The 23,402-nt window shown below is 62.9% G+C and carries 24 protein-coding genes and 2 pseudogenes; 13 read left to right on the plus strand and 13 right to left on the minus strand.

Translation table 11 applies throughout. The annotated features are described in order from the left end of the window. The first annotated feature begins 72 nt into the window (after window positions 1-72). The 4 genes from EN850_RS24635 to EN850_RS24650 are packed head-to-tail and all read left to right on the plus strand — an operon-like array spanning window position 73 to window position 4,755. On the plus strand, window positions 73-1,692 hold the full coding sequence (locus EN850_RS24635) for an NAD(P)/FAD-dependent oxidoreductase (RefSeq protein WP_136092469.1): 1,620 nt from the start codon (window positions 73-75) through the stop codon (window positions 1,690-1,692). Then, on the plus strand, window positions 1,679-3,244 hold the full coding sequence (locus EN850_RS24640) for an NAD(P)/FAD-dependent oxidoreductase (RefSeq protein WP_136092470.1): 1,566 nt from the start codon (window positions 1,679-1,681) through the stop codon (window positions 3,242-3,244). Before EN850_RS24635 ends, EN850_RS24640 begins: the two co-directional genes overlap by 14 nt. Window positions 3,245-3,247: 3 nt before the next feature. Next, complete coding sequence (locus tag EN850_RS24645; protein WP_127872048.1) at window positions 3,248-4,507, plus strand: aminomethyltransferase family protein; 1,260 nt, start codon at window positions 3,248-3,250, stop codon at window positions 4,505-4,507. A gap of 2 nt (window positions 4,508-4,509) precedes the next feature. Next, window positions 4,510-4,755 (plus strand): hypothetical protein, encoded by a 246-nt coding sequence (locus EN850_RS24650; RefSeq protein ID WP_127872049.1) that lies wholly within the window; start codon window positions 4,510-4,512, stop codon window positions 4,753-4,755. A gap of 7 nt (window positions 4,756-4,762) precedes the next feature. Here EN850_RS24650 and EN850_RS24655 read toward each other — a convergent pair whose 3' ends face one another. The 4 genes from EN850_RS24655 to EN850_RS24670 form a co-directional block, all read right to left on the minus strand. Next, the gene (locus EN850_RS24655) at window positions 4,763-5,821 is read right to left on the minus strand and encodes a dipeptidase (RefSeq protein ID WP_136092471.1); all 1,059 of its coding nucleotides are present in this window, start codon (window positions 5,819-5,821) and stop codon (window positions 4,763-4,765) included. Between the two features lie 97 nt (window positions 5,822-5,918). Further along, a complete protein-coding gene (locus EN850_RS24660; protein WP_015315410.1) occupies window positions 5,919-6,218 on the minus strand; it encodes a GNAT family N-acetyltransferase in 300 nt (99 codons plus the stop codon). A 4-nt stretch (window positions 6,219-6,222) separates the two neighbouring features. Continuing rightward, on the minus strand, window positions 6,223-6,840 hold the full coding sequence (locus EN850_RS24665; RefSeq protein WP_127278574.1) for an alpha/beta hydrolase: 618 nt from the start codon (window positions 6,838-6,840) through the stop codon (window positions 6,223-6,225). A gap of 3 nt (window positions 6,841-6,843) precedes the next feature. Then, complete coding sequence (locus tag EN850_RS24670) at window positions 6,844-7,776, minus strand: VOC family protein (protein WP_135932645.1); 933 nt, start codon at window positions 7,774-7,776, stop codon at window positions 6,844-6,846. Window positions 7,777-8,002: 226 nt separating this feature from the next. On the opposite strand from EN850_RS24670, the pseudogene EN850_RS24675 reads away from it, so the two are divergent. Next, window positions 8,003-9,561: pseudogene (locus EN850_RS24675) on the plus strand (alkaline phosphatase family protein). Between the two features lie 29 nt (window positions 9,562-9,590). Here the strand turns inward: EN850_RS24675 and EN850_RS24680 are convergent. Then, window positions 9,591-10,883 (minus strand): PRC-barrel domain-containing protein, encoded by a 1,293-nt coding sequence (locus EN850_RS24680; RefSeq protein WP_136092472.1) that lies wholly within the window; start codon window positions 10,881-10,883, stop codon window positions 9,591-9,593. Window positions 10,884-11,133: 250 nt separating this feature from the next. Here EN850_RS24680 and EN850_RS24685 point away from each other — a divergent pair, with 250 nt between their 5' ends. Next, window positions 11,134-12,054, plus strand: a complete 921-nt coding sequence (locus tag EN850_RS24685; protein ID WP_135932644.1) for a diacylglycerol kinase family protein — start codon at window positions 11,134-11,136, stop codon at window positions 12,052-12,054. A gap of 29 nt (window positions 12,055-12,083) precedes the next feature. Here the strand turns inward: EN850_RS24685 and EN850_RS36465 are convergent, their stop codons facing one another. After that, window positions 12,084-12,257 (minus strand): hypothetical protein, encoded by a 174-nt coding sequence (locus EN850_RS36465; RefSeq protein WP_189343577.1) that lies wholly within the window; start codon window positions 12,255-12,257, stop codon window positions 12,084-12,086. 155 nt (window positions 12,258-12,412) lie between these two features. On the opposite strand from EN850_RS36465, the pseudogene EN850_RS24690 reads away from it, so the two are divergent. After that, window positions 12,413-13,945: pseudogene (locus EN850_RS24690) on the plus strand (HWE histidine kinase domain-containing protein). Window positions 13,946-13,972: 27 nt separating this feature from the next. Here the strand turns inward: EN850_RS24690 and EN850_RS24695 are convergent. From EN850_RS24695 to EN850_RS24705, 3 genes are all read right to left on the minus strand, one after another. Next, the gene (locus EN850_RS24695; RefSeq protein ID WP_135882123.1) at window positions 13,973-14,437 is read right to left on the minus strand and encodes a hypothetical protein; all 465 of its coding nucleotides are present in this window, start codon (window positions 14,435-14,437) and stop codon (window positions 13,973-13,975) included. A 10-nt stretch (window positions 14,438-14,447) separates the two neighbouring features. Further along, the gene (locus tag EN850_RS24700) at window positions 14,448-14,774 is read right to left on the minus strand and encodes a DUF883 family protein (RefSeq protein ID WP_136092473.1); all 327 of its coding nucleotides are present in this window, start codon (window positions 14,772-14,774) and stop codon (window positions 14,448-14,450) included. Window positions 14,775-14,900: 126 nt separating this feature from the next. After that, the gene (locus EN850_RS24705) at window positions 14,901-15,662 is read right to left on the minus strand and encodes a Crp/Fnr family transcriptional regulator (protein WP_127872060.1); all 762 of its coding nucleotides are present in this window, start codon (window positions 15,660-15,662) and stop codon (window positions 14,901-14,903) included. A 151-nt stretch (window positions 15,663-15,813) separates the two neighbouring features. Between EN850_RS24705 and EN850_RS24710 the strand changes: the two genes are divergently transcribed. Next, window positions 15,814-16,194, plus strand: coding sequence for a response regulator (locus EN850_RS24710; protein ID WP_245464483.1), 381 nt, complete (start codon window positions 15,814-15,816; stop codon window positions 16,192-16,194). Between the two features lie 44 nt (window positions 16,195-16,238). On the opposite strand, the gene EN850_RS24715 is transcribed toward EN850_RS24710, so the two are convergent. Together EN850_RS24715 and EN850_RS24720 are read right to left on the minus strand one after the other, a co-directional pair. Continuing rightward, entirely contained in the window at window positions 16,239-16,790 is a 552-nt protein-coding gene (locus EN850_RS24715; protein WP_010911883.1) for an RNA polymerase sigma factor, read from the minus strand. Between the two features lie 3 nt (window positions 16,791-16,793). Continuing rightward, on the minus strand, window positions 16,794-16,997 hold the full coding sequence (locus EN850_RS24720) for a NepR family anti-sigma factor (RefSeq protein ID WP_127280183.1): 204 nt from the start codon (window positions 16,995-16,997) through the stop codon (window positions 16,794-16,796). 222 nt (window positions 16,998-17,219) lie between these two features. Here EN850_RS24720 and EN850_RS24725 point away from each other — a divergent pair, with 222 nt between their 5' ends. The 5 genes from EN850_RS24725 (at window position 17,220) to EN850_RS24745 (ending at window position 20,649) form a co-directional block, all read left to right on the plus strand. Then, window positions 17,220-18,014 carry a response regulator gene (locus EN850_RS24725; protein ID WP_127280180.1) on the plus strand — a complete coding sequence of 265 codons (795 nt, stop codon included), beginning with the start codon at window positions 17,220-17,222 and terminating at the stop codon, window positions 18,012-18,014. A 208-nt stretch (window positions 18,015-18,222) separates the two neighbouring features. Next, a complete protein-coding gene (locus tag EN850_RS24730; RefSeq protein WP_027031438.1) occupies window positions 18,223-18,387 on the plus strand; it encodes a DUF1328 domain-containing protein in 165 nt (54 codons plus the stop codon). Window positions 18,388-18,545: 158 nt separating this feature from the next. Further along, the gene (locus tag EN850_RS24735) at window positions 18,546-19,580 is read left to right on the plus strand and encodes a sensor histidine kinase (protein ID WP_136092474.1); all 1,035 of its coding nucleotides are present in this window, start codon (window positions 18,546-18,548) and stop codon (window positions 19,578-19,580) included. A 413-nt stretch (window positions 19,581-19,993) separates the two neighbouring features. Then, a complete protein-coding gene (locus EN850_RS24740) occupies window positions 19,994-20,320 on the plus strand; it encodes a hypothetical protein (protein ID WP_135863092.1) in 327 nt (108 codons plus the stop codon). 83 nt (window positions 20,321-20,403) lie between these two features. Next, window positions 20,404-20,649 (plus strand): YMGG-like glycine zipper-containing protein, encoded by a 246-nt coding sequence (locus EN850_RS24745; protein ID WP_027141909.1) that lies wholly within the window; start codon window positions 20,404-20,406, stop codon window positions 20,647-20,649. A 136-nt stretch (window positions 20,650-20,785) separates the two neighbouring features. On the opposite strand, the gene EN850_RS24750 is transcribed toward EN850_RS24745, so the two are convergent. Continuing rightward, the gene (locus EN850_RS24750) at window positions 20,786-22,426 is read right to left on the minus strand and encodes a CHASE domain-containing protein (protein ID WP_136092475.1); all 1,641 of its coding nucleotides are present in this window, start codon (window positions 22,424-22,426) and stop codon (window positions 20,786-20,788) included. A gap of 149 nt (window positions 22,427-22,575) precedes the next feature. Then, window positions 22,576-23,400 (minus strand): ATP-binding cassette domain-containing protein, encoded by an 825-nt coding sequence (locus tag EN850_RS24755; protein ID WP_127277541.1) that lies wholly within the window; start codon window positions 23,398-23,400, stop codon window positions 22,576-22,578. Window positions 23,401-23,402: the final 2 nt, after the last annotated feature.

Raw genomic sequence — 23,402 nt, forward strand, 5'->3', positions numbered from 1 at the left:
GCGGTTTTCCGCGGGAGAAGCGCATAGCGCTTCCCCTTGGGAATGACGCAAAACAGGGAGGACTGGGCCACAATGAAAGCTTGGGATGCGATCGTCATCGGCGGCGGACATAACGGTCTGGTCAATGCCTGCTACCTCCAGCGCGCCGGTCTCGACGTGTTGGTGGTGGAGAAGACCGACTGGGTCGGCGGTGCTGCCACCAGCCGGGAGCTGACGCCAGGCTTCCTCTACTCCAACTGCTCCTATGTCTGCTCGCTATTCCGCCCCGAAATCATGCGTGACCTCGACCTGCCGCGCTTTGGCCTGCAGGTCATTTCCTATGAGGGCGGTGCGGTGTTCACGCGCAACGGCGACTACCTCGCCAATTACCGCGACCACGACGCGCACCGGCGCGAATTCGCCCGCTTCTCCAAAAGGGATGCCGAGGCCTATGACCGCTACTCTCGCGACGTGACGCGCCAGTGCCGCTTCATCCAGCCGTTGCTGATGCGCACCGCGCCGGACCCGACCAGTTTGCGACCGCGTGACCTCGGCGAACTGCTCTATCTCGGCAAGAAATTCGCCGGTCTCTCCGCCGAGGAAATGGCGCTGACGCTGCGCTTCTGGACCATGTCGATCTCGGAATTCCTCGACGAATATTTCGAGACCGACGTCATCAAGGCGAACTTCGCTTTGTCCGGCATCATCGGCACGGCTCTCGGACCGATGTCGCCCGGCACCGCTTACGTGCTGCTGCACCACTATATGGGCGAGGTCGACGGATCGGTCGGCGCCTGGGGCTATGCGCGCGGCGGCATGGGCGCAGTCACCAAGGCGCTGGCAGCCTCCTTCAAGGCCTCCGGCGGCACGATCCGCACCAGCGCCGAGGTCGACCATGTGCTGGTGAACAGAGGTAAGGCCAAGGGCGTCGTTCTTGCCGGCGGCGAGGAGATTTACGGCAAGCTGGTCGTCTCCAATGCCGACGTGAAGCGCACCTTCCTGAAGCTGGTCGAGGAGAAGGAACTGCCCGACATCTTCCTGCGCCGGGTCAAGAACTTCAAGATCCGCGGCTCCTCAGGCAAGGTCAACATCGCGCTCGATTCGCTGCCGGAATTCCCGGCGCTGCCGAAGGACTCGCCAGTCTATCGCGGCGACATGCATTTCACCGATTCGATTGAGCGCATGGAGCGCGCCTATGACGACTGGAAGGCCGGCCGTTGGTCCGCCGATCCCTTCCTCGACATGGTGATCCCGACGACGCTCGACCCGACCATGGCCCCGCCGGGAAAACACTTCATGAGCTGCTTCGTGCAGTACGCGCCGCCCAAGGTGAACGGCCGCGAGTGGACCGATGCCGACCGCGACGGTTTTGCTGAAAGCGTGATCGCGCAGATCGCTGAATACTCGCCGGGGTTTCGCGACCGCATCGTCCACATGGAAGTGCGCACGCCGCGCGAAATCGAGGCCGAGGTCGGTCTCACCGAAGGCAACATTTTTCAGGGCGAACTCACCTTCGACCAGCTTCTGTTCAACCGCCCGGTGCCGGGCTATGCGCAGTATCGGTCGCCGCTCGGTGGGCTCTATATGTGCGGCTCCTCGACCCATCCCGGTGGCGGCGTCATGGGCGCGCCCGGCCGCAATGCTGCGGCCGAAATCCTGCGCGATCTCGCAAAATCCACCTCGCATATGAGCCCGGCCCATGACGTTATTTGATGGCATCGTTATCGGCGGCGGCCATAACGGGCTTGTCGCTGCCGCCACGCTGGCGAAGGCCGGCCGCAAGGTGCTGGTGCTGGAAGCCGCAGCCGAACCCGGCGGCGCGGCGCGCACCGAGGAATTCGCGCCCGGTTTTCGCGTCTCGTCGATCGCGCATGTGCTGAACCGGCTGCACCCCGATGTGATGAAGACGCTGGAGCTGGAAAAGCACGGGCTGCAAATCGCCCGCGCCGACTTCATCCCGTCAGTCGCATTGTCGAAAGATGCACCGCCACTTGTCCTGCATGGCGCATATGGCGAGGTGCTGACCGGCGCCAGTTCGTCGGAACAGTCCGCCTGGAAGGATTTGCGCGCGCAGCTGTTGCGCTATGCCGGCATATTGAAGCCGTTCCTGTCGCGCCGGCCGCCTGATCTCGGTGGCATGTCGCTGCTGGAGACAGCTTCGCTCGGCCAGACCGCGCTAGCGTTGAAGAAACTCGGCAAGGAAGACATGCGCGACTTCCTGCGCGTGCTTCTGATGAACGTTGCCGACCTGCTTGACGAGCAGCTCGCCGACGACAGGCTGAAGGGGCTGCTCGCCTTCGATGCCACCCTCGGCAGTCATCTTGGCCCGCGCTCGCCGACCTCGCTGCTCGGGCTCTATTATCGTCTGGCCGGAGAGATCGGCGGTGCGGCCGGAGCGCAACTGCTGCCACGGGGTGGCGTGGGCGCGGTGGTCGTGGCCATCCGCACTGCCGCCGAAAAGGCCGGCGTCACGATCCGCACATCGGTGCCCGTCGCAAGGATCATTGTCGAGAAAGACCGCGCCGTCGGCGTCGTCCTCGACAATGGCGAGGAGCTTCGCGCCAGGACGATCGTCTCCGCCATCAACCCGGTGACCACCTTCCTCGATCTTGTCGGACCACGCGGGATCGATACCGGCTTCATGCGCAAGGTGAAAAATATCCGCATGAAGGGTGATGCCGCCAAGCTCCATCTGGCGCTCGACCGGCCACCCCAATTCACTGGCGCCGATGCCGCCGACCACAAGGGGCGGCTCGTCATCGCCCCCTCCCCCGACCATGTCGAGCGTGCCTTCAATCCGTCGAAGTACGGCGAGTTCTCGCCCGAGCCGGCGATGGAGATAACCTTGCCCAGCCTTGCGGACCCGTCGCTGGCGCCAGACGGCGCCTGCGTGCTGTCAGCCGTGGTGCAATACGCGCCCTATCAGTTGAAAGAGGGTTGGAACGCCGGCAAGCCGAAATTCCTCGAGGCAATCCTGGCTCGGTTGGAAGCCTACGCGCCTGGCATCGGCAAGACGGTGCGCCATGCCGAGCTTCTGACGCCTGCCGACATCGAGAAGCGCTACCGTATGCCCGGTGGTCACTGGCATCATGGTGAACTGCAGGCAGATCAGATGCTGATCTCGCGTCCTGTCTCTGGCTGGTCGGGCTATGACACGCCGCTCGACGAGCTGTTCCTGGCCGGTGCTGGTTCGCATCCCGGTGGTGGTGTTTCCGGTGCGCCCGGGTTGAATGCCGCGCGGCGCATCATCGCGATGAAAGGGTAGGTTATGGCTCAGGCAACCAGGAAGAAGCCCGTTGCAACGACAGCCAATGCGGCTGTTTCTGCCCGCACCCTCGCGCAAACCCACTTCCGCACGCTGCGTCTCGGCACGCCGTTCCAGCCGCGCCTCGATGCGCTGGCCAAGACCCAGGACTGGTACAATTGGGCCGGCTACCGCGCGCCGCATTCGCTCTGGGACGAGGAGCTCGAATATTTCGCCATCCGCAGCCAGGCGGCAGTCTTCGACATCTCGCCGATGACCAAATACCGCATCGAAGGCCCGGATGCCGAAGCCTTCCTCGACCGCGTCACCTTGCGCGATGTCACCAAACTCAGGCCCGGCCGCGTTCATTACACCGCGTGGTGTGACGATGAAGGTTTTGTCCTCGATGACGGCACGCTGTTCCGACTTTCGCCAACCCGCTTCCGGCTGTGTTCGCAGGAGCGGCATCTGCCCTGGCTGCTGGACAGCGCCCTTGGTTTCGACGTCACCGTCGAGGAAGAAACCGAGGCCGTCGCCGGGCTCGCCTTGCAAGGCCCCACATCTTTCGCCGTGTTGCGCGATGCGGGCTTCACCGGTGTCGAGAAGCTGAAAATATTCGACCTCGCCGAGTTCCCGCACGACGGCGGCACGGTCATCATTTCACGCACCGGCTTCACCGGCGATCTCGGCTACGAAGTGTTCGTGCCGGCCGACAAGGCGCTGAGTCTCTGGGACCGGCTGATGACGGCAGGCGAACTGCGCGGCATCAGGGCCATCGGCTATACCGCGCTCAACCGCGCGCGGCTCGAAGCAGGGCTGATTGTCGCCAATGCCGATTTCACCACCGCCGAACACGCCATCCGCGCCGACCGCCTGCGCATGCCCGACGAGATCGGGCTCGGCTTCATGATCGATCTGGAAAAGGCCCATTTCAACGGCCGCCGCGCCATCCTCGAAGCGAGGACAAGACGCAGACTGCGCCATGTCCTGGTCGGGCTGGAGATCGAGGGCAACATCCCGGCCGAACACGCCATCGTCTACTACAAGAAGAGCCAGGAAGTCGGCTTGGTTAGCGCCGCCATGTGGTCGCCGATGGCGAAGCGCAACATCGCCATCGCCTCGCTGGCGCGGCCCTATGGTGATACTGTCGTGGAAGACCTCTGGGTCGAGATCTACGCCATGCGCGAGCTGCAGTACCAGAAGCTGATGAAACGGGCCAAGGTGGTGGCGCGCCCCTTCATCAAGCTCGACCGCCGCACCGCAAACCCGCCGGCGGATTTCTGAGCATGGCCGAGGAAGAAGGCGAAGCCGCCGAACAGTGGGAACTGGTCAACACGCCGCTCGGTGAGAAATGGTCGGGCCGAACGCGCTACGCCGCCGCCATGTTCTTCTACAAGCGCGACGAGATGAGTGCGGAGACCCTGGAGGTCTACCGGATCTGCGCCAGGCTCGATTCGGAAAACCCGTTGCCGATCATTCGCGACCGTGGCGTCGGCAAGGATTGGCTGAAGCGCATGGGCTACGACAAGTAGCGCCGGCTCAGCCGATCGTGCGCTCGAGCATGCTTAGCCAGTTGCGGTAGGCGATCTTTTCGATCAGCGCGCGGCCGAAACCGCGCGCCGCCAGCGCATCGACGAGTTTAGGCAGACCGGCGACGTCGCCGATGACGGCCGGGATCATGGCGCCGTCGAAATCCGAGCCGAGACCGACGCCGTCCTCGCCCAGAGCCTGCAGCAGGGAATCGATATGGCGCACCATGATGTCGAGGCTGGTGTCGGCATTCATGCGGCCGTCCTCGCGCAGGAAGCCGGTGGCGAAGTTGAGGCCGACCATGCCGCCGGACTCGCGGATCGCGCCGAGTTGCCAGTCGGTCAGATTGCGCGAATGGCCGCAGATCGCGTGCACGTTGGAATGGGTGGCGACCAGCGGCGCATTGCTGATTTCAGCGACATCGCGAAAGCCCTTCTCGTTGAGATGCGAGAGGTCGATCATGATCTTCAGTTCGTTGCACGCCTTGACCAGCGCCTTGCCGGCATCGGTCAGGCCGGGTCCGGTGTCGGGCGAGGACGGAAAGCGGAACGGCACGCCGTGGCCGAACGCGTTCGGCCGGCTCCAGACGATGCCGAGCGAACGCAGGCCCGCGGCATGCAGCACGTCGAGCATGGTGAGTTCAGGATCGATCGCCTCGACGCCCTCGATGTGGAACACTGCGGCAACCGTGCCTTGCGCCATGGCGTGGCGCACATCGCCGGCACTGCGGCATACCGCCAATGCGCCGGCACGCTCCAGCCGGAACAGGATCGACGCCATCGCGATCGTCGAGTTGAGCGCATCGGCGCGCGGAACCTCGGGCGGCAACGGCTCGCTGTCGCTCGGCGCCGAAGGCACGGCGCTGCGCCGCGCTTTCTCGACCGGCGGCGGGAAGATGGCGAACATGCCACCGGCGAATCCGCCGGCCTTGGCGCGCGGCAGGTCGATATGGCCGCCCGATTTCCCTTCGACGAACAGCTTTTCGACGTCCCTGTCCTTGGACTGATAGAGCCTCAGCAGCGTGTCGTTATGGCCGTCGAAGACGGGGACGAGGTCGGATTCGGTCATAGGGGGGTCATTCGGTTCGTTCATCGGCGCGGGAGCGATATATCATACCCACTTAGGCAAGATGTGCTACCCGCGCAAATGACAAAGCCTGTCCGACCTATTGCTTCAGCACGTCGGCCCATTCCGGATGGCGGCGGAACTGGGCGTTGGCGAACGGGCAGAGCGGGATGATCTTCTTGCCCGCCGCCCGCGCATCCTCGACGGCGCGGGTGACGAGCCGAAGCCCGGCGCCCTGGCCGCGAAAGGCGTCCGGCACTTCGGTGTGATCGATGATGAGCTGGTGCTCGCCGATCTTGGTGAAGGTCATTTCGGCTTCGGCGCCGCCGGCGCCGCGCAGGACGTAGCGACCCTTGGAACCGCGATCTTCAAGTTCGATCTCTGGCAGCTGATCGGGCATCTCTTTACACTCCTTGGGCACCGGCAAAAAGCCGCCGCGCCGCCTCGATTTCGTTTGGCCGCACCTCGTGCCCGCCTTCGTGCCACTCCACTGTGACATCGGCGCCATCGGCACGCAAATAGGCTTCGAGCCGCGCCGTCAGGTTCGGCGGGCAGATCGGATCGCGCCTGCCGGCGGTCACCAGGATCTGACGGCCGGCAAGGCTGCCTTTCACCTCCGGCTCGAACGGGATCAGCGGATGCATCAGCACCGCGGCGTCGAAAAGATCAGGGGCTTCGAACACCAGCGAGGCCAGGATGTTGGCGCCGTTGGAATAGCCGAGGCCGAGCACGGCCGATGGCGTCGTCGCCTCGACATGGGCCTTGACGAAGCCCACCATCTTGCCCGTCGCCCGCGCAAGGTCGTCCATGTCGTAGACGCCTTCGCCGGTGCGGCGGAAGAAACGCGCGGCACCTTGTTCTGAAACATCGCCGCGCGGCGAGATGATGGTGGCCTGGGGCGCCAGATCGCGCCCCAGCGAGACAAGCTGGCTCTCGTCGCCGCCCGTGCCATGGAAGACGAAGAGCAGCGGACCACCCGGCGAACCGGGCAGCATCTTGTGGATGAAAGCGTCCTTGCTCATCGCTCAGCCCTCCAGCTTCTGCAGATGCTGTTCGAGATAGGGCCGCAGGTGCTGATGCTGGGTGGGCAGCTTCAGCGCCTCGCCGAGATGGGCGGTGTCCTCATCACGGTCAAAGCCCGGCTCGTTGGTGGCGACTTCGAACAGCACGCCACCGGGCGTGCGGAAATAGATCGCCCAGAAATAGTCGCGGTCGATCACCGGCGTCACGCCATAGCCTGTATCCATCAGCGCTTTGCGCACTTCAAGCTGCTTGGCGCGGTTCTCTACGGCGAAGGCGACATGATGGACGGAGCCGGCGCCGAGATCGGCGAAGGGGGCCGTCGGCAGCGATTCGATGTCGACGACATCGGCGCCGTTGCCGTTCTTGACGGCGAGCCGCCTGACATTGCCTGACTTGTCGACTTCCTCGTAGCCCATGAACTTCAAAAGCTCCTCGGTGGCGCCTCCATCCTTCAGCCTCAGCGAAACCGAATGAAAGCCGCGGATCGCCTCGTCAGCGGCAACACCGCCCTTCACCCAGGGCGCCCTGGTGTCGGCCTTGTCCTCGACGAGGGCAAAGCCGTCGCTGTCCGGACCGTCAAATCTGAGCCGCTTCTGGCCAAAACTTTCCTCACGGGCGACATTGGCTACACCTTCGTCGGTGAAGCGTTTTTCCCAATAGGCGAGCGTGCCGTCCGGCACGGAGTAGACCGTGGTGCCGACTTCGCCGACGCCATGGCGGCCTTTGCCGATGTTGGGAAACGGAAAATAGGTCATCACCGAACCCGGCGTTCCGACCTCGTCGGCATAGTAGAGATGGTAGACATCAGGCGCGTCGAAATTGACCGTCTTCTTGACCCGGCGCAAGCCGAGCTTGTGGGTGAAGAAATCATTGTTCTGCCGTGCATCCCTGGCCATCGAGGTGACGTGATGCAGGCCCTTGATCTGGTCGAGCATGGTCTCTGCTCCTTCCCTTGGTGTGTGTGCGGCCCTCGCCGCTGTCCACGCCAATATGAGGACACGATCTGTTGGGGCAAAGGCCGCAAACACAGAATGGACTGTGCTGTAAAAGTGAACAGTGACAAGAAACTCGTTCACCATTCTGCCAACGGCCCTGGCCTTGCGCGGCTGATGGAATCGCTTCCATGTGCGCATTCGAACGTGCTGGGAAGGGGTAGCGCAAGTGACTGGAAAAGGCAGGCGGCCAAATGTCCTCCTCATTACCTGCGACCAGTGGCGCGGTGACTGCCTGTCGACTGCCGGCCATCTCCAGGTGAAGACGCCGAATGCCGATGCGCTGGCCGCCGAAGGTGTGCTGTTCAAGCGCCACTACGGCGGCGCGGCTCCGTGCTCGCCCGCGCGCGCCTGCCTCTACACAGGCCTCTATCAGATGAACAACCGTGTCTGCCGCAACGGCACGCCGCTCGATGCCCGCCACGGCAACATCGCGCTTGCCGCGCGCAGCGTCGGTTACGATCCGACCTTGTTCGGCTATACCGACGTGTCGCTCGACCCGCGCCAGCTGGCAGCGGGTGATCCACGATTGCACAGCTATGAAGGCGTGCTGCCCGGCTTCACGGTGCGCCAATTGCTCCCCGAACATCAGAAACAGTGGCTGTCATGGCTGAAGCAGCAGGGCATCGATGCCAGCGCTGGAAGTCCCGACATCCATCGTCCCGTGGGCGAGGCGGATGGTGCGGTGACTGAAGCGCCACCCGTCTACTCCAAGGACCAGACGCCAACGGCTTTCCTTGCCGGCGAATTCATGCGCTGGCTGGGCGAGCAAGAGGAGGCCGCGCCATGGTTTGCCCATCTTTCCTTTATCAGCCCGCATCCGCCCTTCATTGTGCCGGAACCGTACAACACCCGATACGATCCGGCGGACGGCCCGGCTTTTCACCGTGCGGAAAGTTGGCGAGCCGAATCTCAGGGCCACCCCTACATCGCCTATGATCTTGGCCGGCAAAACCGCGCAAGGTTCCGCCCCGGTGCCACGGGCAAGGTACACGACTGGAGCGAGGATGATTTCCGCCGCATCCGAGCCATCTATTACGGCATGATCTCCGAAGTCGACGCACAGCTCGGCCGCCTCTGGCAAGCGCTGAAGACCGAAGGCGCCTGGGACAACACCATCATCGTGCTCACCTCCGACCACGCCGAAATGATGGGCGACCATTTCATGCTGGGCAAAGGCGGTTATTTCGACGGCAGCTATCACATCCCGCTGATCATCCGCGATCCCCGCCATCGCAAGGCCGCTGGCAGCACTGTCGATCGCTTCACCGAAGCTGTGGACATTTTGCCTACGCTCATCGACCTGCTCGGCGTGGCTCCCGAACCGCATCTTGACGGGTGCTCGCTGAAACCCTTCCTGAGCGGTGGAACGCCCGCCGTTTGGCGCGACGCCGCGCACTGGGAGTTCGACTTTCGCTCGGTCGCGGACGGTGAAGCCGAACGGCACTTCGGCCTTACCTCGCGCCAGTGCAACCTCGCTGTCATCCGCACGCAGAAATTCAAATACGTGCATTTTGGCGGGGGCTTGCCGCCTTTGCTCTTCGACATGGAGAACGACCCTGGCGAATTAAGAACCTCGCCAGCAGTCCGGCACATCGCTCCACCCGCCTGGAATTCGCCGAAAGGCTGCTTGCCTGGCGGGCCGAACATCTCGACCAGTCGCTTGCACTCTCGGAACTGACGGAAAACGGGGTGACTGGATACGCAAGGTCGCAGGCAGGGCGGTAAGGGATCTCCCCTACCGCCCGTTTCCTTGCCTATCGAACGATCAGACGCTGCTCGTCGCGCTTCTGCGCGTAGGAGCCCTTGTCGTAAGCCGCTTGCTTCTCGAGCTGCTCCTTGGTGAAGGTCGTATAGAGGTACTTCTTGCCGTCCTTGTCGGTCATGAACTTCAAATTATCCATGCCAACCGCGACCTCCTTCGAACCGATGCCGAGGAAGCCGCCGACGTCGACGATCACAGCATCGGTTTTCTTGTCGGGCGCCAGCACGACATCGCCGATCTCGCCGACCTTGGCGTCGTTGGCGCCATAGACGGTCGTGCCCTTCAGATCGTCAGCCCTGATCTCGCCAATCGGCATCTCCGTCAGCTTCGACTTGTCGATGGCCGCGGTCTTTGTCTGGTCGGGAGCGGTGGCGTCAGCCGGCGCCGCCGCCGTCTTGTCCGCCGGAGCGGCAGCAGGAGCCGTCGCGGTGGCGGGGGCGGTTGCCGCCGGCTCGTTCGATGCCGTCGTGGCCGGCACCGGATCATAAGCCTTGCGGTTGAAGTCCGGCTGCGCCTGCAGTTCTTCCTTGGTGGTCTGCGCAACCAGCCAGCGGTCGCCATTCTTCTGTGCCCACTGCGCCTTGGCGAAATCATAGGCGACGTTCTTCTCGCCCATGCCGAGGAAGCCGCCCACGCCAATAATCAGCGACTGCGCCTTGCCCTCCTTGGTCAGCACGATGTCGTTCACGTCGCCGATCTTCTGGGCGTCGTCGCCTGTGCCGTTGTAGACATTTTCGCCAATGATGTTTGTGGCCAGATTGCCATCAGCCTGTTTCACCGGTTCCGCATTCGCCTCCGCGGGCTTCTGTGCGGTGTCTGTCGACGTGGCCGGCGCCTGGGCAGTCGTCGATGCGGCCGGGGCCAGCGCATAAGCCTTGCTGTCGAATTCCGGATGCGCCGTCAGCTCGTCCTTGGTCGTCTGCGCGACCAGCCAGCGGTCACCGTTCTTCTCGGCCCACTGCAGCTTGTCATAGTCAAAGGCGACGTTCTTGGTTCCGACGCCAAGGAAGCCGCCGACACCGATGACGACGGATTTCACCATGCCGTCCTTGTCGAAGACGACATCAGTGACCTTGCCGATATTCTCGGCATTGTCGCCAGTGCCGTTGTAGACGGTTTCGCCGATGATATTGGTGACGATGCTGCCCTCAGCGTGCACCACCGGCGCGGCCGGCTCCTGCGTCGCAGGCTGCTTCGCGGGGGCCGGGGTTGCAGTGCTTTGGGCGAAGGCACCGGTCGCGACCATTGTCGCAAGGGCGGTCGTGGCTAAAAGGGTGCGGATCATGATAGTCTCTCCTCGTGCTGATTTCGTGCACGCCGCGCCCGGTTGAACCGTCGCTGGGGAGATCGGACGCGGCATCTCTACAGGTTCACAACGTCGTGACCATGCTGTTGTTCCCACGAAGCGAATGCGCGCTACCCAGCTTCGAATCCGGCCTGGATTGCGGCGCAACCGGAACCTTTCCAAGTCCGCCGCGTTCAGCCTCCGGCTGGGCGCGTCCTGGTCAGGTTGTGATTGATCGGCGGAGCGGAGCATGAAATTTGCAGCGGTGCTGAACCGAGACGGCGGCACCTTGCGCACCACCGATATCTCGGCTTTCTCCGACCGGATGCGTCAGACGCTGGAATCGGCGGGCCACGCTCTCAGCATCGATATCGTTGCCGGCAGGGATGTCGTGGAAACCCTCGACAACGCCGTGTCGCGCCGCGCCGTCGATGTCGTGCTCGCCGGCGGCGGTGACGGCACCATCTCGGCCGCGGCTGCGAGGCTGATGGGCAAGAAAAAGGCGCTCGCCATACTGCCGGCCGGCACGATGAACCTTTTTGCGCGCGGCCTCGGCATTCCGCAGTCGCTCGATGCCGCGCTGAAATCCTTCGCCGACGGCGAAATCATCGCGGTCGACATGGCCACGGCCAATGGCCAGCCCTTCGTCCACCAGTTCTCGATCGGCATGCACGCCAAGATGGTGCAGTTGCGCCAGGGGATGGAATTCGGTTCGCGCCTGGGCAAGATCAGGGCTTCGGCCAAGGCGGCCTGGGCAACGATCAAGAACCCGCCGGCGATGAACGTCACGCTCGGCATCGGCGACGCCGAGGTGACGGCGCGCATATCAGGCATCGGCGTCACCAACAATCTGTTCGGCGAAGGCCATCTGCCTTATGCCGACAACCCTGCCGGCGGCGTGCTCGGTATCTATGTGACGGTGGCGCAGCAACGCGCCGAACTGCTCAAGTTCTTGTTCGACATTGCGCGCGGCAAGTGGCGCGACAACGAGCATGTCGAAATTCACCAAGCCGACCGTACGGTGCTGAAAATCCATTCCGGCGGCAGAAAGTTCCGGGCCGTGATGGATGGCGAACTGGTCAGGCTCGATCGTGAGACGACGATCGAAATCCATCCCGGAGCGCTCAACGTCCTGGTGCCGTCCAGCATCGCCGAGGCAAAGGCTGCCTGATGCGGTCTCGAACGACGAAAGCCAAAAAACTAGCCGCCCGGCGCGCTTCCTTGCTCGGTCGCCGGTGTCTTGGCCGCCCGGCCATAGATTTCAGCGGCACCCCAGGCCGCGAAGCTCAGGAGCAGCGCGGCGATCAGGATATACAAGACATGCCAGCCCCACCGTCCCTGACGCGCTTTGTTTTCGGGAATGATCTTGGTCATGATCGGCCCTTGTCTCGATTTGCGCCGGCTGACGCGGCCGGCAAAACATGGTCGGGTAACGGTTCCTCGCTAGGATGGTTCCAGGCAAGCCGGACCAGTGCCGGCGAAGAGACCAACAGGACGGCGGAAGTCGGGACTGGGCATTGGGGACTTGGGTGAGCAGCAAGGCGGAAGCAGCGCTGGGTCTGCCAGCCGAGGTCGCGCGCGCGGTGAAGGACGAAGACCGGCTCGCCGTGCTGCGTGGGCTGGAGGTGATCGATTCGACGATCGACGTGGATTTCAACCGCATCAGCAACCTCGCCGCGGCCGTAATGCAGGCACCGATAGCGCTGGTCACGCTTGTCGATCTCGAGCGGCAATGGTTCAAGTCATGGCTTTGGCCTCGACGAAACGGAAACGGCGACCAGAATTTCCTTCTGCGCCCACGCCATCGCCGCCGGTGACGGCCCCATGGTGGTGACCGATGCGACGGCGGATCCCCGCTTCAAGAACAACCCGCTGGTCACAGGCGAGCATCATGTGCGCTTCTACGCAGGCGCGCCGATGCTCGTGGCCGGCGCCAGGATCGGCACGCTGTGCGTGATGGATCGCAAACCCCATGTCTTTCCATCCACCGCCACACTGGACCAGTTGACGATGCTCGCCGGTCTCGCCGGCAGCCTGTTCACCCTGAAGGATGCAACCCGCAGCGGCGCGATCGCCGAGGCCGCACTGGCGCGCGAGGAAAAGCGGCGCGCCATCGCCCTCGACGCGGCGTCGCTCGCCAGCTGGGCATGGGACATCCGCACGGACATGATCGAGTGCGACGTCAGGCTGTCCGAACTGTTCAACCTGCCGCGCTCGACGCGTTTGCGGGCGCGCGACATCCTGACCGCCATCGACCCGCGCGACGTCTATCAAACCGAAACCCGCTTTCGCGACGCCTTGACCGGCAGCGACGACTATTTCGGCGAATACCGGGTGAAAGGCTTTCATCCACCGCGATGGGTGGCCACGCGCGGCAGTGTCATCGAGCGCGATGGCGACGGCAAGCCGACGCTGATTTTCGGCGTCAACTACGACATCTCGGAACGCAAGCTTGGCGACGAACGGCAACGGCTGCTGCTCAGAGAACTCAACCACCGTGTCAAGAACACGCTGGCAACGGTCCAGGCGCTGGCGACGCAGACCGTGCGCCATGCCCGCCAGCCGAGCGAATTCCTCGAGGCCTTCCGCGCGCGGCTTCAGGCCCTGGGTATTGCCCATGGTCTGCTGTCCGACCGCGAATGGCGCGGCATCGGCATCCGTGAACTCGTCCAGATCGAGATCAAGCCCTTCGACACCGCCGACCAGCCACGCTTGACGATCTCCGGCGCCGATCTGTTGCTGTCGCCTGATCAGGCCGTCGGGCTCGGGCTGATCCTGCACGAACTGGCCAGCAACGCGCTGCAATATGGATCGCTGTCTGTTGCATCGGGCAAGGTTGATCTCGGCTGGAAGGCGCAAGGCAGGAAAGGCGACCGCGCCTCGTTTTCACCTGGCGCGAAAGCGGCGGTCCTGAAGTTGCGCCTCCCGAGCGGCACGGCTTTGGCTCGATCCTCATCCGGCGCAGTCTGGCCAAGGTCATTTCGAGCGAAGTGACCCATGAATTCCGGCCGGACGGGGTCTTCGCCGAAATATCGATGCCGCTGGAGGATCTGTCGGAGTGAGACGAGGCAGTCCAGATGCCCGACATACTACCCCTCGCCGGCATCATCCGGATGATCGGTGTCCGGCTTCACGTTCTCGCGGTAGATGGCATAGGCCGCCAGTGCCACGGCCGGACCAAGAATAACCCCTAGTCCGCCTTTTCCCTTCAGCAATGTCGGCAGCACGGCGAGCGCGGCCGTAATGCCGATCGCCTTCATGTCGGCCTTGCGCCGCCTTGCCTCGCGGCGGACCCGGGCGCCCGCCATCAGCCGGTGGATCAGAAGAACAAGGCCCGCGATTACCAGGAAGCCGACACCGAAACCAATCGCGGCAGCTAGCGATCCATACCGCACCGACGTCCAGATATAAGCTGCCCCGACCAGGAAGCCGAGGCCGCAGAATGCCGCCAACGCTGCAAACGCGTAGACGACGGCCGCCGTGCGCGCGCGCCGCACGGCGGCCATTGTTTCACCCGAGGCGAAAGCCGAGAGCAGGGAAGCCAGCAGTCCCATCTCGGCGGAACTAGCGACGCGCCAGCAGTGCGAACAGGAAGCCGACGCCAGCGGCGATTGCAAGAGACGTCACCGGCTTTTCGCGTACGCTTGCCACCATCTGCGCCTCAATATCCCTGGCGTTGCCGCGCAGGCTGTCCAAGGCGGCCTCACCTTGGGCGCGCAGCTGTTCGACGCCTTCGGCCGCCGCCCGGCGCGCCGTGCCGTAGCCGTGTTCGCCGGTCTTGGCCAGCTGTTTGGTGAGCTTGTCGATATCGGCTTTCAACTGCCTGATGTCGGCTTCGAGATCCGGATTCGTCCGCGCTTCGTTGGCGGTCTTGCTTGCGGCGGTTGCCATTGCTTAACTCCTTGTGATTGCTCGATTTCAAACGCGCCGTGCGTCCCAAAGTTCCGATGCCCGGACAAACTAGCCGAAAACCCGGTCATGCGCACCCGATCCGCCGCCCGGGCAAGAAGTGCGGTGTCAGATCAATGGCCGGCGGCCCTCGCCCAGCCCCTCCCAGCCGGCGAGCTGCTTCAGCCCTTCATTGTCGACGACCCCGCAACCGCCGTCGCGCCAGACGATCAGCTGGCGGTCCATCAGCTTGCGGATCGTCTTGTTGGTGTGAACGAGCGACAGGCCAAGCGTATCGGCGATGTGCTGCTGCGTGATCGGAATCTGGATGGTTTGCTTGCCGTTCAGTCCGACGACCTTGGCGCGGCTGGCGATGAAGGCGATAAGATAGGCGGCACGCTCGATCGCGCTGCGGCGGCCGAGACTGAGCAGGTTCTCGTCCAGCATGCGCTCTTCGCGCGACGCGATCCAGGTGATGTCGTAGGCGAGACCGGGATGGTTGCGGTAGAGTTCATGCAGGTTATCGCGTTCGAACACGCAAAGCAGCATCGGCGACAGGGCCTCGACGGAATGCTGCATCTCCCCCATGACGCTGCCTTGCAGGCCGATGAGATCGCCAGGCATGAGATAATTGAGGATCTGTCGGCGGCCGTCCTGCAACAGCTTGTAGCGAAATGCCCAGCCGGACAGCACGGTGTAGAGATGGGCGCTGTGGCTTCCTTCCACGAGAACAGTGGCACCCTTGTCGACCGTGAGCTCGCCCTTCTTGAATTTACTGATGAAGGCCAGCTCCGGTTTCTCGAACTCCCGGAACACCGGCAAGGGCCGTAATGGGCACTGCTCGCAAGGATATTGCCGGCTTGAAGAAGAGCGCCCGATCTGGCTTGGCATTTCGATCCCCCGTTGCGAAAGTCTGCCGGTCGGCAGGCCAGTTTCACGCGCTTGCCCAAGATCGCTGTTTCGTCGCCGGCGCATGTCTTTTTTAAATGACAAGACACCAAATTGCGATCATGAATCCCGGCGTTTCAAGGAGCGATTGCCTGTGCCCCAATTACTTGACGGATTGCGCATTCTTGTCTTGGAGGATGAATTCCTCATAGCCATGGATGTCGAGCAACTCTGCCGTGACCACGGTGCGGGCGAGGTGGTGGTTGCCCGGGACCTGGCCGAGATCGACGGCCGTAAGGTCGCGACGCATTTCGACGCGGCCATTGTCGATCTGATGCTGGGCGGCGCTTCGACGCTCGAATTCGCCGCGGGCCTGCGGGAGACCGGCGTCCCGTTCGTGTTTGCGTCCGGCTACTCCGATGCGGACGAGATCAAGGCATCCTTTCCCGGGGTGAGGCTGGTCACCAAGCCCTATTCAGGCGAAGACCTCGTTGAAGCGGTGGCGCTAGCCTACGGTCGCGGCTCCCCCGGCTAAGACTGACGCGACGGCACTCGAATTGCCGTGATGCAGCCCGTATTTCAATGTGCCGCCGTGCCCGTGACCTGGGCGGAGATCGCATCGGGACCATACTCGTCCTCGCCGGAGATTTTCAGGATTTCCTGAAGGCGTGTACGAGCCCTGCTGACGCGGCTCTTGATCGTTCCGACCGCGCAACCGCAGATTTCGGCGGCCTCCTCGTAGGAGAATCCCGATGCGCCGATCAGGATGATGGCTTCGCGCTGGTCCTCCGGTAATTGCTCGAGGGCGCCGCGAAAATCCTTGAGGTCGAGCTGGCCGTGCTGTGCCGGATGCACCGCAAGCCGGGCCGTCATGATGCCGTCGCTGTCCTGCACCTCGCGGCCGCGCTTGCGCATCTGCGAATAGAATTCGTTGCGCAGGATCGTGAAAAGCCATGCCTTGAGATTGGTGCCAGGCTGGAAGCTCTCATGCTTGTCCCAGGCCTTGACCAGCGTTTCCTGAACGAGGTCATCGGCCTTGTCGGCATTCTGCGTCAGCGACACGGCAAAGGCCCGCAAGCTCGGGATTGCCCCAAGCAGATCGGTCTTGAAGCCTTGGGAGACCGCGGCCATGATCTAGTCCTTCTTCTGTGCGGGTTCGGCTTGTTCCAGTTGGCTGAGCAACTGGGCGAAGCGATCCGGCACATTGTCGGAGACCAGCTCGTCGTAATATTGTTTGAGTTTGCGTCCGATTTCGGAGTTCGGCCCCAGCGGGTCGCCGGCACCGTTCCGGCGCCTGCCCGCGGCGCCAGCCAAAATATCTTTCGTCATATCCTTCATTTCGCCCTTATAGTCCCAGCGCCCACGCCGCCCATAACAACACAACACAAGGCAAGCGACACCCTCGTCTGGGTTGCCCATCCCGACATCAAACGCCGTTCCCGTCTATTCGTTCCATATAGGCCGGAACTTTTTCGGAAAACCCGCGTTGTATTAGCGGGGCTTGCAACAAGCTTGACCTGCAATCCGCGCACTCGCGTCATCTGAGGGAGACGTCTTACCATGAGTTTATCCGCCACCATCGCACCGCACCTGCCGTTCCTGCGCCGCTTTTCGCGTGCCGTCTCGGGATCGCAAGAGAGCGGCGACGCGCTGGTCGCCGCGATGCTCGAAGCCATCATCGCCGACATCGAGATCTTCCCCGAGGCATCGAGTGACCGGATCGCCTTGTACAAGGTTTTCGCCAAGCTCTTCACATCGGTTGCCATCCGCGTCCCGCAGGAGCAGGCACAATCGGCGTGGGAACAGCGCGCGGCCGCCAATCTCAATGCCATCGCGCCGCTTCCGCGCCAAGCCTTCCTGCTGGTTGCCGTCGAAGGTTTCAGCGAGGACGAGGCGGCCGAAATCCTCGATGTCGGCGACCAGCAATTCTCCGAGTTGCTTGCTCAGGCAAGCAACGAGATTTCACGCCAGGTGGCGACCGACGTGCTGATCATCGAGGATGAACCGCTGATTGCCATGGACATAGAGGAGATGGTCGAGAGCCTCGGTCATCGGGTGGTTGGAACGGCGCGTACCCATGCCGAAGCGGTGACGATGTTCGGCAAGACCCGACCGAAGATGGTGCTGGCCGATATTCAGCTCGCCGACGGCAGCTCAGGCATCGAGGCCGTGAACGAAATCCTCTCCTCGACATCGGTGCCGGTGATATTCATCACCGCCTTTCCCGAGCGTCTCCTGACCGGAGAGCGCCCCGAACCCGCCTTCCTCGTGACCAAGCCGTTCAATCCCGACATGGTGAAGGCGCTGATCAGCCAGGCGCTGTTCTTCGATCGGCAGGCCAAGGCTGCCGCATAGATCGCGGCCTCCGGAAGCCGGACAAGATCAAAGAAAGGCCGCCGGATGCGACCCATCCGTCGGCCTTTTTTGACAAGCCGGATCGGCTACCGGCGAATTTCCAGCCGGCGCTGCCCGGAACGATTTGCAAGCCCCGTCTTTTTCGGCGAATGGTGGAACAAACCGCATCCATCCACGTTTTTATCGCATCATTCGAAGGAGATGAACCATGCTGTACTGGGCGCTCGTATTTCTCGTCGTGGCGATTATTGCCGGCGCGCTTGGTTTCGGCGGCATCGCTGGCACCTCCGCCGGTATCGCCCAGATATTGTTCTTTATCTTCCTCGCCTTCCTGGTCATTTCGCTTCTGGCCGGCCTGTTCAAGAGGGCATGAGCCTGGGGCTCATAGGCGAACACTGGAAGCCGCACCCCTCAAACGGTTTCCAGCCACCGCCGGGCGGGGTCCTTCAATGGACACCGTCCGGCGGACCGCTTTTAGGGGGGAACCCATTCGACAGTGAGCCGTTCAGAGTTGGGTGGACAGATTGATCGATGCGCTCCAGGACTTCAGATAGAACGGAAGGCGCACGGAGCGATGAAGTCATCGCCATGCATCCGGCCGAAAGTGGCATGCAGCTTGGTCGGGCTCTTCTCCACGCGCTGCACAATGCCGGCATTTCCGTCCTTTACCAGGATCGCGAGATGAAGACCGTATGGGCCCGCAACATGCGCGCGCCCTGGGCTTCCGACGATGCCGACGGGAACGGCATCCTGCAGACGGCGCAGGCCGATCGCATCGGCGCCGCCAAGCACGATGTGGTCGCGACCGGCGATCCTCAGCGCCTTGAAATCAGTGTTCCGGTCGAGAATGGCGTCCGCTGGTTTCAGATTTGGGTCGATGCCGACCGAGGCGACGATGGCGATGTACAAGGCGTCGTCACCACCATGGTCGAGACGACCGAGCAGAAGCGGCGCGAACAGACATTGACGACGCTGCTGCGTGAAGTCAGCCACCGCTCGAAAAACCTGCTGGCGATCATCCAGAGCATCGCGACCCAGACCGGTCGTTATTCCGACGGCGTCGGCGACTTCCTGACGCGCTTCCGCGGCCGGCTGCAGTCGCTGGCGTCCTCCCAGGATCTGGTGACATCCTCCAACTGGCGAGGGGCAGCCCTTCATGAGCTGGTGGCGAGCCAGGTCGGCCGCTACGGAGCGAACCCATCGCACAGCCTGCGCTTCCGTGGCGCCAATCCCTACCTCAATCCCAACGCCGCGCTGCATATCGGCCTGGCGATGCACGAACTCGCCGTCAACTCCGTCAGCTATGGCGCCCTGTCCCGGCCTGACGGTTTCGTCGAGGTCATCGCCAACCTCGACGCCGCCGCCACTGGGGAGGTAGCCCTGTCTTTGACATGGGCCGAAAAGATAGGGACCGACAACGATCGCGGCGGTCAAAAGCGATTCGGCAGCGTCGCCTTGGAGCGGGTGGTGCCAGCATCCCTGAACGGAACCGCGGACCTCAATATCGGCGGCGGCCACCTCGAATATCGCCTTGTCGTTCCGCACAGCAATTTCGAGACGCAGTGAGAGCCTCGGCAAGCAGCGATTCTTAACCGGCTATTCACCATAAGGGCGGATGCTGTTTTCCCGGATACCGCCGGAACCTGCCCCGCCGTCGGACATTGTTTGCAGGCTTGCAGCGCGATACCGGAGGATGTCTTGACAGTCGCCGACATGAACAGACTGGAACAAGCCGCACGTATTTCGATGGGCGAATTTCTGGAAGCCGAATCCTCCGTAGAAACACCCCCTCGAGCAGATAAGGGTTGGCGAAGGGGCTCCTTCTTGCCTTGACCGTGACAATGTTGCTGGTCGTTGTCTGGCAGTCGACCTGACTCAGGTCCTGCCCTGTTGTCATCCAAGTATTCGCGTAACTCCCTTGGAAGGACAGGAACTTTTTGACGATGTTGGCCGTTATTGCGGCCAGAGGAACATCTGTCATGGAACACATAGCCGCGTTGTTACTGGTGATTGGTTGCTCGAACTCGATGGCCGAATGTCGGGAATTGCAGGTCCCAGTCAGTGTTTTTGCAACAGCCGACGAATGCACCGCTGAGCGCCCCTTCGCGATGGGCGACGTACAGGGACAGGCGCAGCATATTGTCGCCAAATGCCTCGCGGTCGACCCCGCGCTGGAGGACGACTACGATCAAATTGCCTGGAAGGTGCGGCCAGACGGTAGTCTTGACGCTTCGTTGGTGATTTCCAACCTCGTCATGGCATCGAACACGATCCGCCCAGAAAAAGACCACCTTAGCCAACAATAAATTTGCAGCAGCAAAGGCCATCGTTTCGTGCTAAATGGCGGTTGGAGCTTACTAAAGTGTGGACACAAGTGAGGAGTGACTCTATGCGGAAAATACTTATTGCCATGGTTGCGGTGGTTGCCGTCAGCGGCTGCACCACGACTGAGCAGGACGTCGTCGGCGGCGGCTTGATCGGCGCGGGCGTAGGCGGATTGGTCGGCGGCGGCAAGGGCGCGCTGATCGGCGCGGCCGTCGGTGCCGGGTCCGGCCTGCTGGTTCGCAACCTGCGCAACGGCTACTGCCAGTATCGCGATCATCGCGGCCGGATCTACACGGCCCGCTGCAACTAATTCAGCGATCGAAGCATTTCCAGGCGCTGTTCGGCGATTCCATGAAACGCTGAACCGCTCTGATGGAATACAGATCCGGGGGCCGTGTCCGGCCTCCGGATTTTCTTAGCGTTCGACGCTGGCGACCGGCAGGATTTTAGCCGACCAACGGAATTCTGATTTCCACCTTCAGGCCGTCAGCCTGGAAATCGCGCTTGATCGTGCCGCGCAATTCGCGCGTGACGTTGAGGTCGATCAGTTTGGTGCCGAATCCGGTTACGGCCGGCGCCTCGATCCTGTTTTTCCCGACTTCCCGCCAGTTCAGCGCCAGCATCCGCTCGCGCCCACGCCCTTCCAGCGACCAGTTCACTTTCAGCGCCCAATCTCCCTTGGAGGAATTGGCGGAATTGCCGGCTTCACCATATTTCAGCGCATTGGTGGCGAGTTCGTGAAAGGTCAGGCCAAGCGCCTGCGTCGTGGTTTCGTCGAGCAGCACCTCCGGGCCTGACAGGAGACCCTCCGGCAGTTCCTTGCCGAACACCTGGCCGAGCTCGATTCGCAGCAGATCGGCAAGGTCGGCTTTCTGCCAGCGCGAGCGCGTCAGCATATCCTGCGAGGCGGCCATCGCCTGCAGCCTGGCCGAGAAGGAAGCGGAGAACTCATTGACGTCGGTGGCCCGCGACGCCGTCTGCCGCGCGATCGCCAGCACCCTGGTGATCGAGTTCTTGATGCGATGCTTCATCTCCTGCAGCATCAGGTCCTTTTCGAGCAGGCTCTTTTCCATTGTCTCATGCAAGGCCGATACCGCGTCATAGGCCCGCTCCTGGTAGCGCGCCACCAGAGCGATGGCACCGGCCAGGAGCAGGCCGAACATTCCCAGCATGACGGGGATGGCGCGCGACGAGGGTTGCGAGAAGGCGCTGGTCGGCCTGAACAAAACGGTCCAAGGGCGCCCCGCCACGGTCATCTTGCGGGTGACCAGCAGCCGGTCTCCCAGGGATGAAACCGGTGGCGTCTCCGAGCGGAACAACAGATTGTCGCCGTTCACCGCTCCGTCGTAAATCTCTGTGTTGACCGGCAGCAGCGGCGCACGGCTCAGCGCGATCTGGAACAGGTCCCGGGCCCGGAAGGCGGCATAGAGAAAGCCGGCGGTCGAGGATCGCGATGCGTTGATGACCTCCGGCGCCGTTTCTACATTGAGCCGCACGAAGACCAGGAACCCGGTGAAGGTCTGCGCGACGCCCGTGCCCTGGCCGAGCTGCACCAGCCCGCTTGCATGCTGCTGGTCGTCGGCCATCGCCTTTTCGATCGCCACGCGCCGCACCGGCTCGCTGAACATGTCATAGCCGATGCTGGCCTGGTTGGACGGATCCAGCGGCTCGAAAAGGGCTATCGGCGTGCGCCAGGGCTGCGTCGTATCCGGATAGACCGGATGGCTGGCGCCGAAATCGTGGAGGATGTCGCGCTCCACTGCGGCTTCGTCGCCCGTCTTGACCAGCCGCAGGAAGCCGATGCCGCGCAGGCCGGCAAAATTGCTGTCGATATCCAGCGCCTTGAAGAAGGCCTTGAACTCGCTCTGGGAAATATCGCCGTTGCGCGCATCGAACAGGGCCTGTGTCGAGCGCAACAGCGACAGATGCAGGTCGATGCGGCTCTCGATCCGGTTGAGGGCGTCATCGGCCGCCCCTTCGAACTTAATGCGGGCGGCCTCCTGCGTCGCGAAATAAGCGAACCCCGCCATGGTCATGCTGATCAATGCAACGGCTATGAACGCGACGATTGGAAAAAGCTTCTTCAACGGATGATGCGGTCCATGAGCAAAACAGGACCTTTATGGGCAAGTCGCCGGGCCAACACAATGGTCAGGCCAAGCCATCGTGATCACTGGCATATCACGTGAACGGCAACGGGGCGTGCCCGAGCGGCCCGGCCGGCCTGCGGCCGGCCTCAGGCGGCGATCCTCAGCGCCCCCGGCCCCGGTATGGCACCTGGAGGACATTTGCCCAGGATGATCATGCCCAGCACTTCGTCCTGGGTGACGTCCGTGGTGCGTGCCGTGCCGACCACCTGGCCGTTCTTCATCACGCAAACCCGGTCGGCGAGCTCGAACACGTCGTGGATGTCGTGGCTGATCAGGAAAATGCCGATGCCGTCGGACTTGAGCTGCCTGACCAGTTCGCCGACCTGTGCCGTTTCCTGGGGGCCGAGTGCCGCCGTCGGCTCGTCCATGATCAGGATGCGGGCGTTGAACAGGATGGCGCGTGCGATCGCCACCGACTGCCGCTGTCCGCCTGACAGTTTGATCACCGGCTCCTTGAAGCGCTGGAAGCGGGGATTGAGCCGCCCCATCACCTTGCGCGCCTCGGCCTCCATGGCGACGTCGTCGAGCGTGCCCCAGGCGGTCATCAGCTCGCGGCCGAGGAACAGATTGGCGGCGGCATCGACATTGTCGGCCAGCGCCAGCGTCTGGTAGATCGTCTCGATGCCGTATTTCTTGGCGTCGCGCGGGTTGGAGATCGCTGCCTCCTCGCCATTGACGAAGATCTGGCCGGCATCGCGCTTGTAGGCACCGGACAGGATCTTGATCAGCGTCGACTTGCCGGCGCCGTTGTGGCCGAGCAGCGCTACGACCTCGCCCGGGAAAAGGTCGATCGACGCGTCGTCGACGGCACGGATGCCGCCGAAGGCGATCGAGATGTTGCGCATGTCGACCAGCGGCGTGCCCATGGGGGCGGTTGCGGGGGCAGTTGCGGGAGCGGTTTTGTCAGCCATGA

Source organism: Mesorhizobium sp. M8A.F.Ca.ET.207.01.1.1, from assembly GCF_004794715.1.
Taxonomy (GTDB): Bacteria; Pseudomonadota; Alphaproteobacteria; order Rhizobiales; family Rhizobiaceae; genus Mesorhizobium.

Bases quoted from the DNA above. Each gene is read 5' to 3' on its own strand.
- EN850_RS24685 (WP_135932644.1), top strand. From the start codon at position 11,134: ATGAAATTTGCAGCGGTGCTGAACCGAGACGGCGGCACCTTGCGCACC.
- EN850_RS24660 (WP_015315410.1), bottom strand. From the start codon at position 6,218: ATGCCCGATCAGCTGCCAGAGATCGAACTTGAAGATCGCGGTTCCAAG.
- EN850_RS36465 (WP_189343577.1), bottom strand. From the start codon at position 12,257: ATGACCAAGATCATTCCCGAAAACAAAGCGCGTCAGGGACGGTGGGGC.
- EN850_RS24720 (WP_127280183.1), bottom strand. From the start codon at position 16,997: ATGAAGGATATGACGAAAGATATTTTGGCTGGCGCCGCGGGCAGGCGC.
- EN850_RS24655 (WP_136092471.1), bottom strand. From the start codon at position 5,821: ATGACCGAATCCGACCTCGTCCCCGTCTTCGACGGCCATAACGACACG.
- EN850_RS24665 (WP_127278574.1), bottom strand. From the start codon at position 6,840: ATGAGCAAGGACGCTTTCATCCACAAGATGCTGCCCGGTTCGCCGGGT.
- EN850_RS24650 (WP_127872049.1), top strand. From the start codon at position 4,510: ATGGCCGAGGAAGAAGGCGAAGCCGCCGAACAGTGGGAACTGGTCAAC.
- EN850_RS24715 (WP_010911883.1), bottom strand. From the start codon at position 16,790: ATGGCCGCGGTCTCCCAAGGCTTCAAGACCGATCTGCTTGGGGCAATC.
- EN850_RS24700 (WP_136092473.1), bottom strand. From the start codon at position 14,774: ATGGCAACCGCCGCAAGCAAGACCGCCAACGAAGCGCGGACGAATCCG.
- EN850_RS24670 (WP_135932645.1), bottom strand. From the start codon at position 7,776: ATGCTCGACCAGATCAAGGGCCTGCATCACGTCACCTCGATGGCCAGG.
- EN850_RS24730 (WP_027031438.1), top strand. From the start codon at position 18,223: ATGCTGTACTGGGCGCTCGTATTTCTCGTCGTGGCGATTATTGCCGGC.
- EN850_RS24735 (WP_136092474.1), top strand. From the start codon at position 18,546: ATGCGCTCCAGGACTTCAGATAGAACGGAAGGCGCACGGAGCGATGAA.
- EN850_RS24745 (WP_027141909.1), top strand. From the start codon at position 20,404: ATGCGGAAAATACTTATTGCCATGGTTGCGGTGGTTGCCGTCAGCGGC.
- EN850_RS24645 (WP_127872048.1), top strand. From the start codon at position 3,248: ATGGCTCAGGCAACCAGGAAGAAGCCCGTTGCAACGACAGCCAATGCG.
- EN850_RS24705 (WP_127872060.1), bottom strand. From the start codon at position 15,662: ATGCCAAGCCAGATCGGGCGCTCTTCTTCAAGCCGGCAATATCCTTGC.
- EN850_RS24680 (WP_136092472.1), bottom strand. From the start codon at position 10,883: ATGATCCGCACCCTTTTAGCCACGACCGCCCTTGCGACAATGGTCGCG.
- EN850_RS24755 (WP_127277541.1), bottom strand. From the start codon at position 23,400: ATGGCTGACAAAACCGCTCCCGCAACTGCCCCCGCAACCGCCCCCATG.
- EN850_RS24635 (WP_136092469.1), top strand. From the start codon at position 73: ATGAAAGCTTGGGATGCGATCGTCATCGGCGGCGGACATAACGGTCTG.
- EN850_RS24695 (WP_135882123.1), bottom strand. From the start codon at position 14,437: ATGGGACTGCTGGCTTCCCTGCTCTCGGCTTTCGCCTCGGGTGAAACA.
- EN850_RS24740 (WP_135863092.1), top strand. From the start codon at position 19,994: ATGGAACACATAGCCGCGTTGTTACTGGTGATTGGTTGCTCGAACTCG.
- EN850_RS24640 (WP_136092470.1), top strand. From the start codon at position 1,679: ATGACGTTATTTGATGGCATCGTTATCGGCGGCGGCCATAACGGGCTT.
- EN850_RS24725 (WP_127280180.1), top strand. From the start codon at position 17,220: ATGAGTTTATCCGCCACCATCGCACCGCACCTGCCGTTCCTGCGCCGC.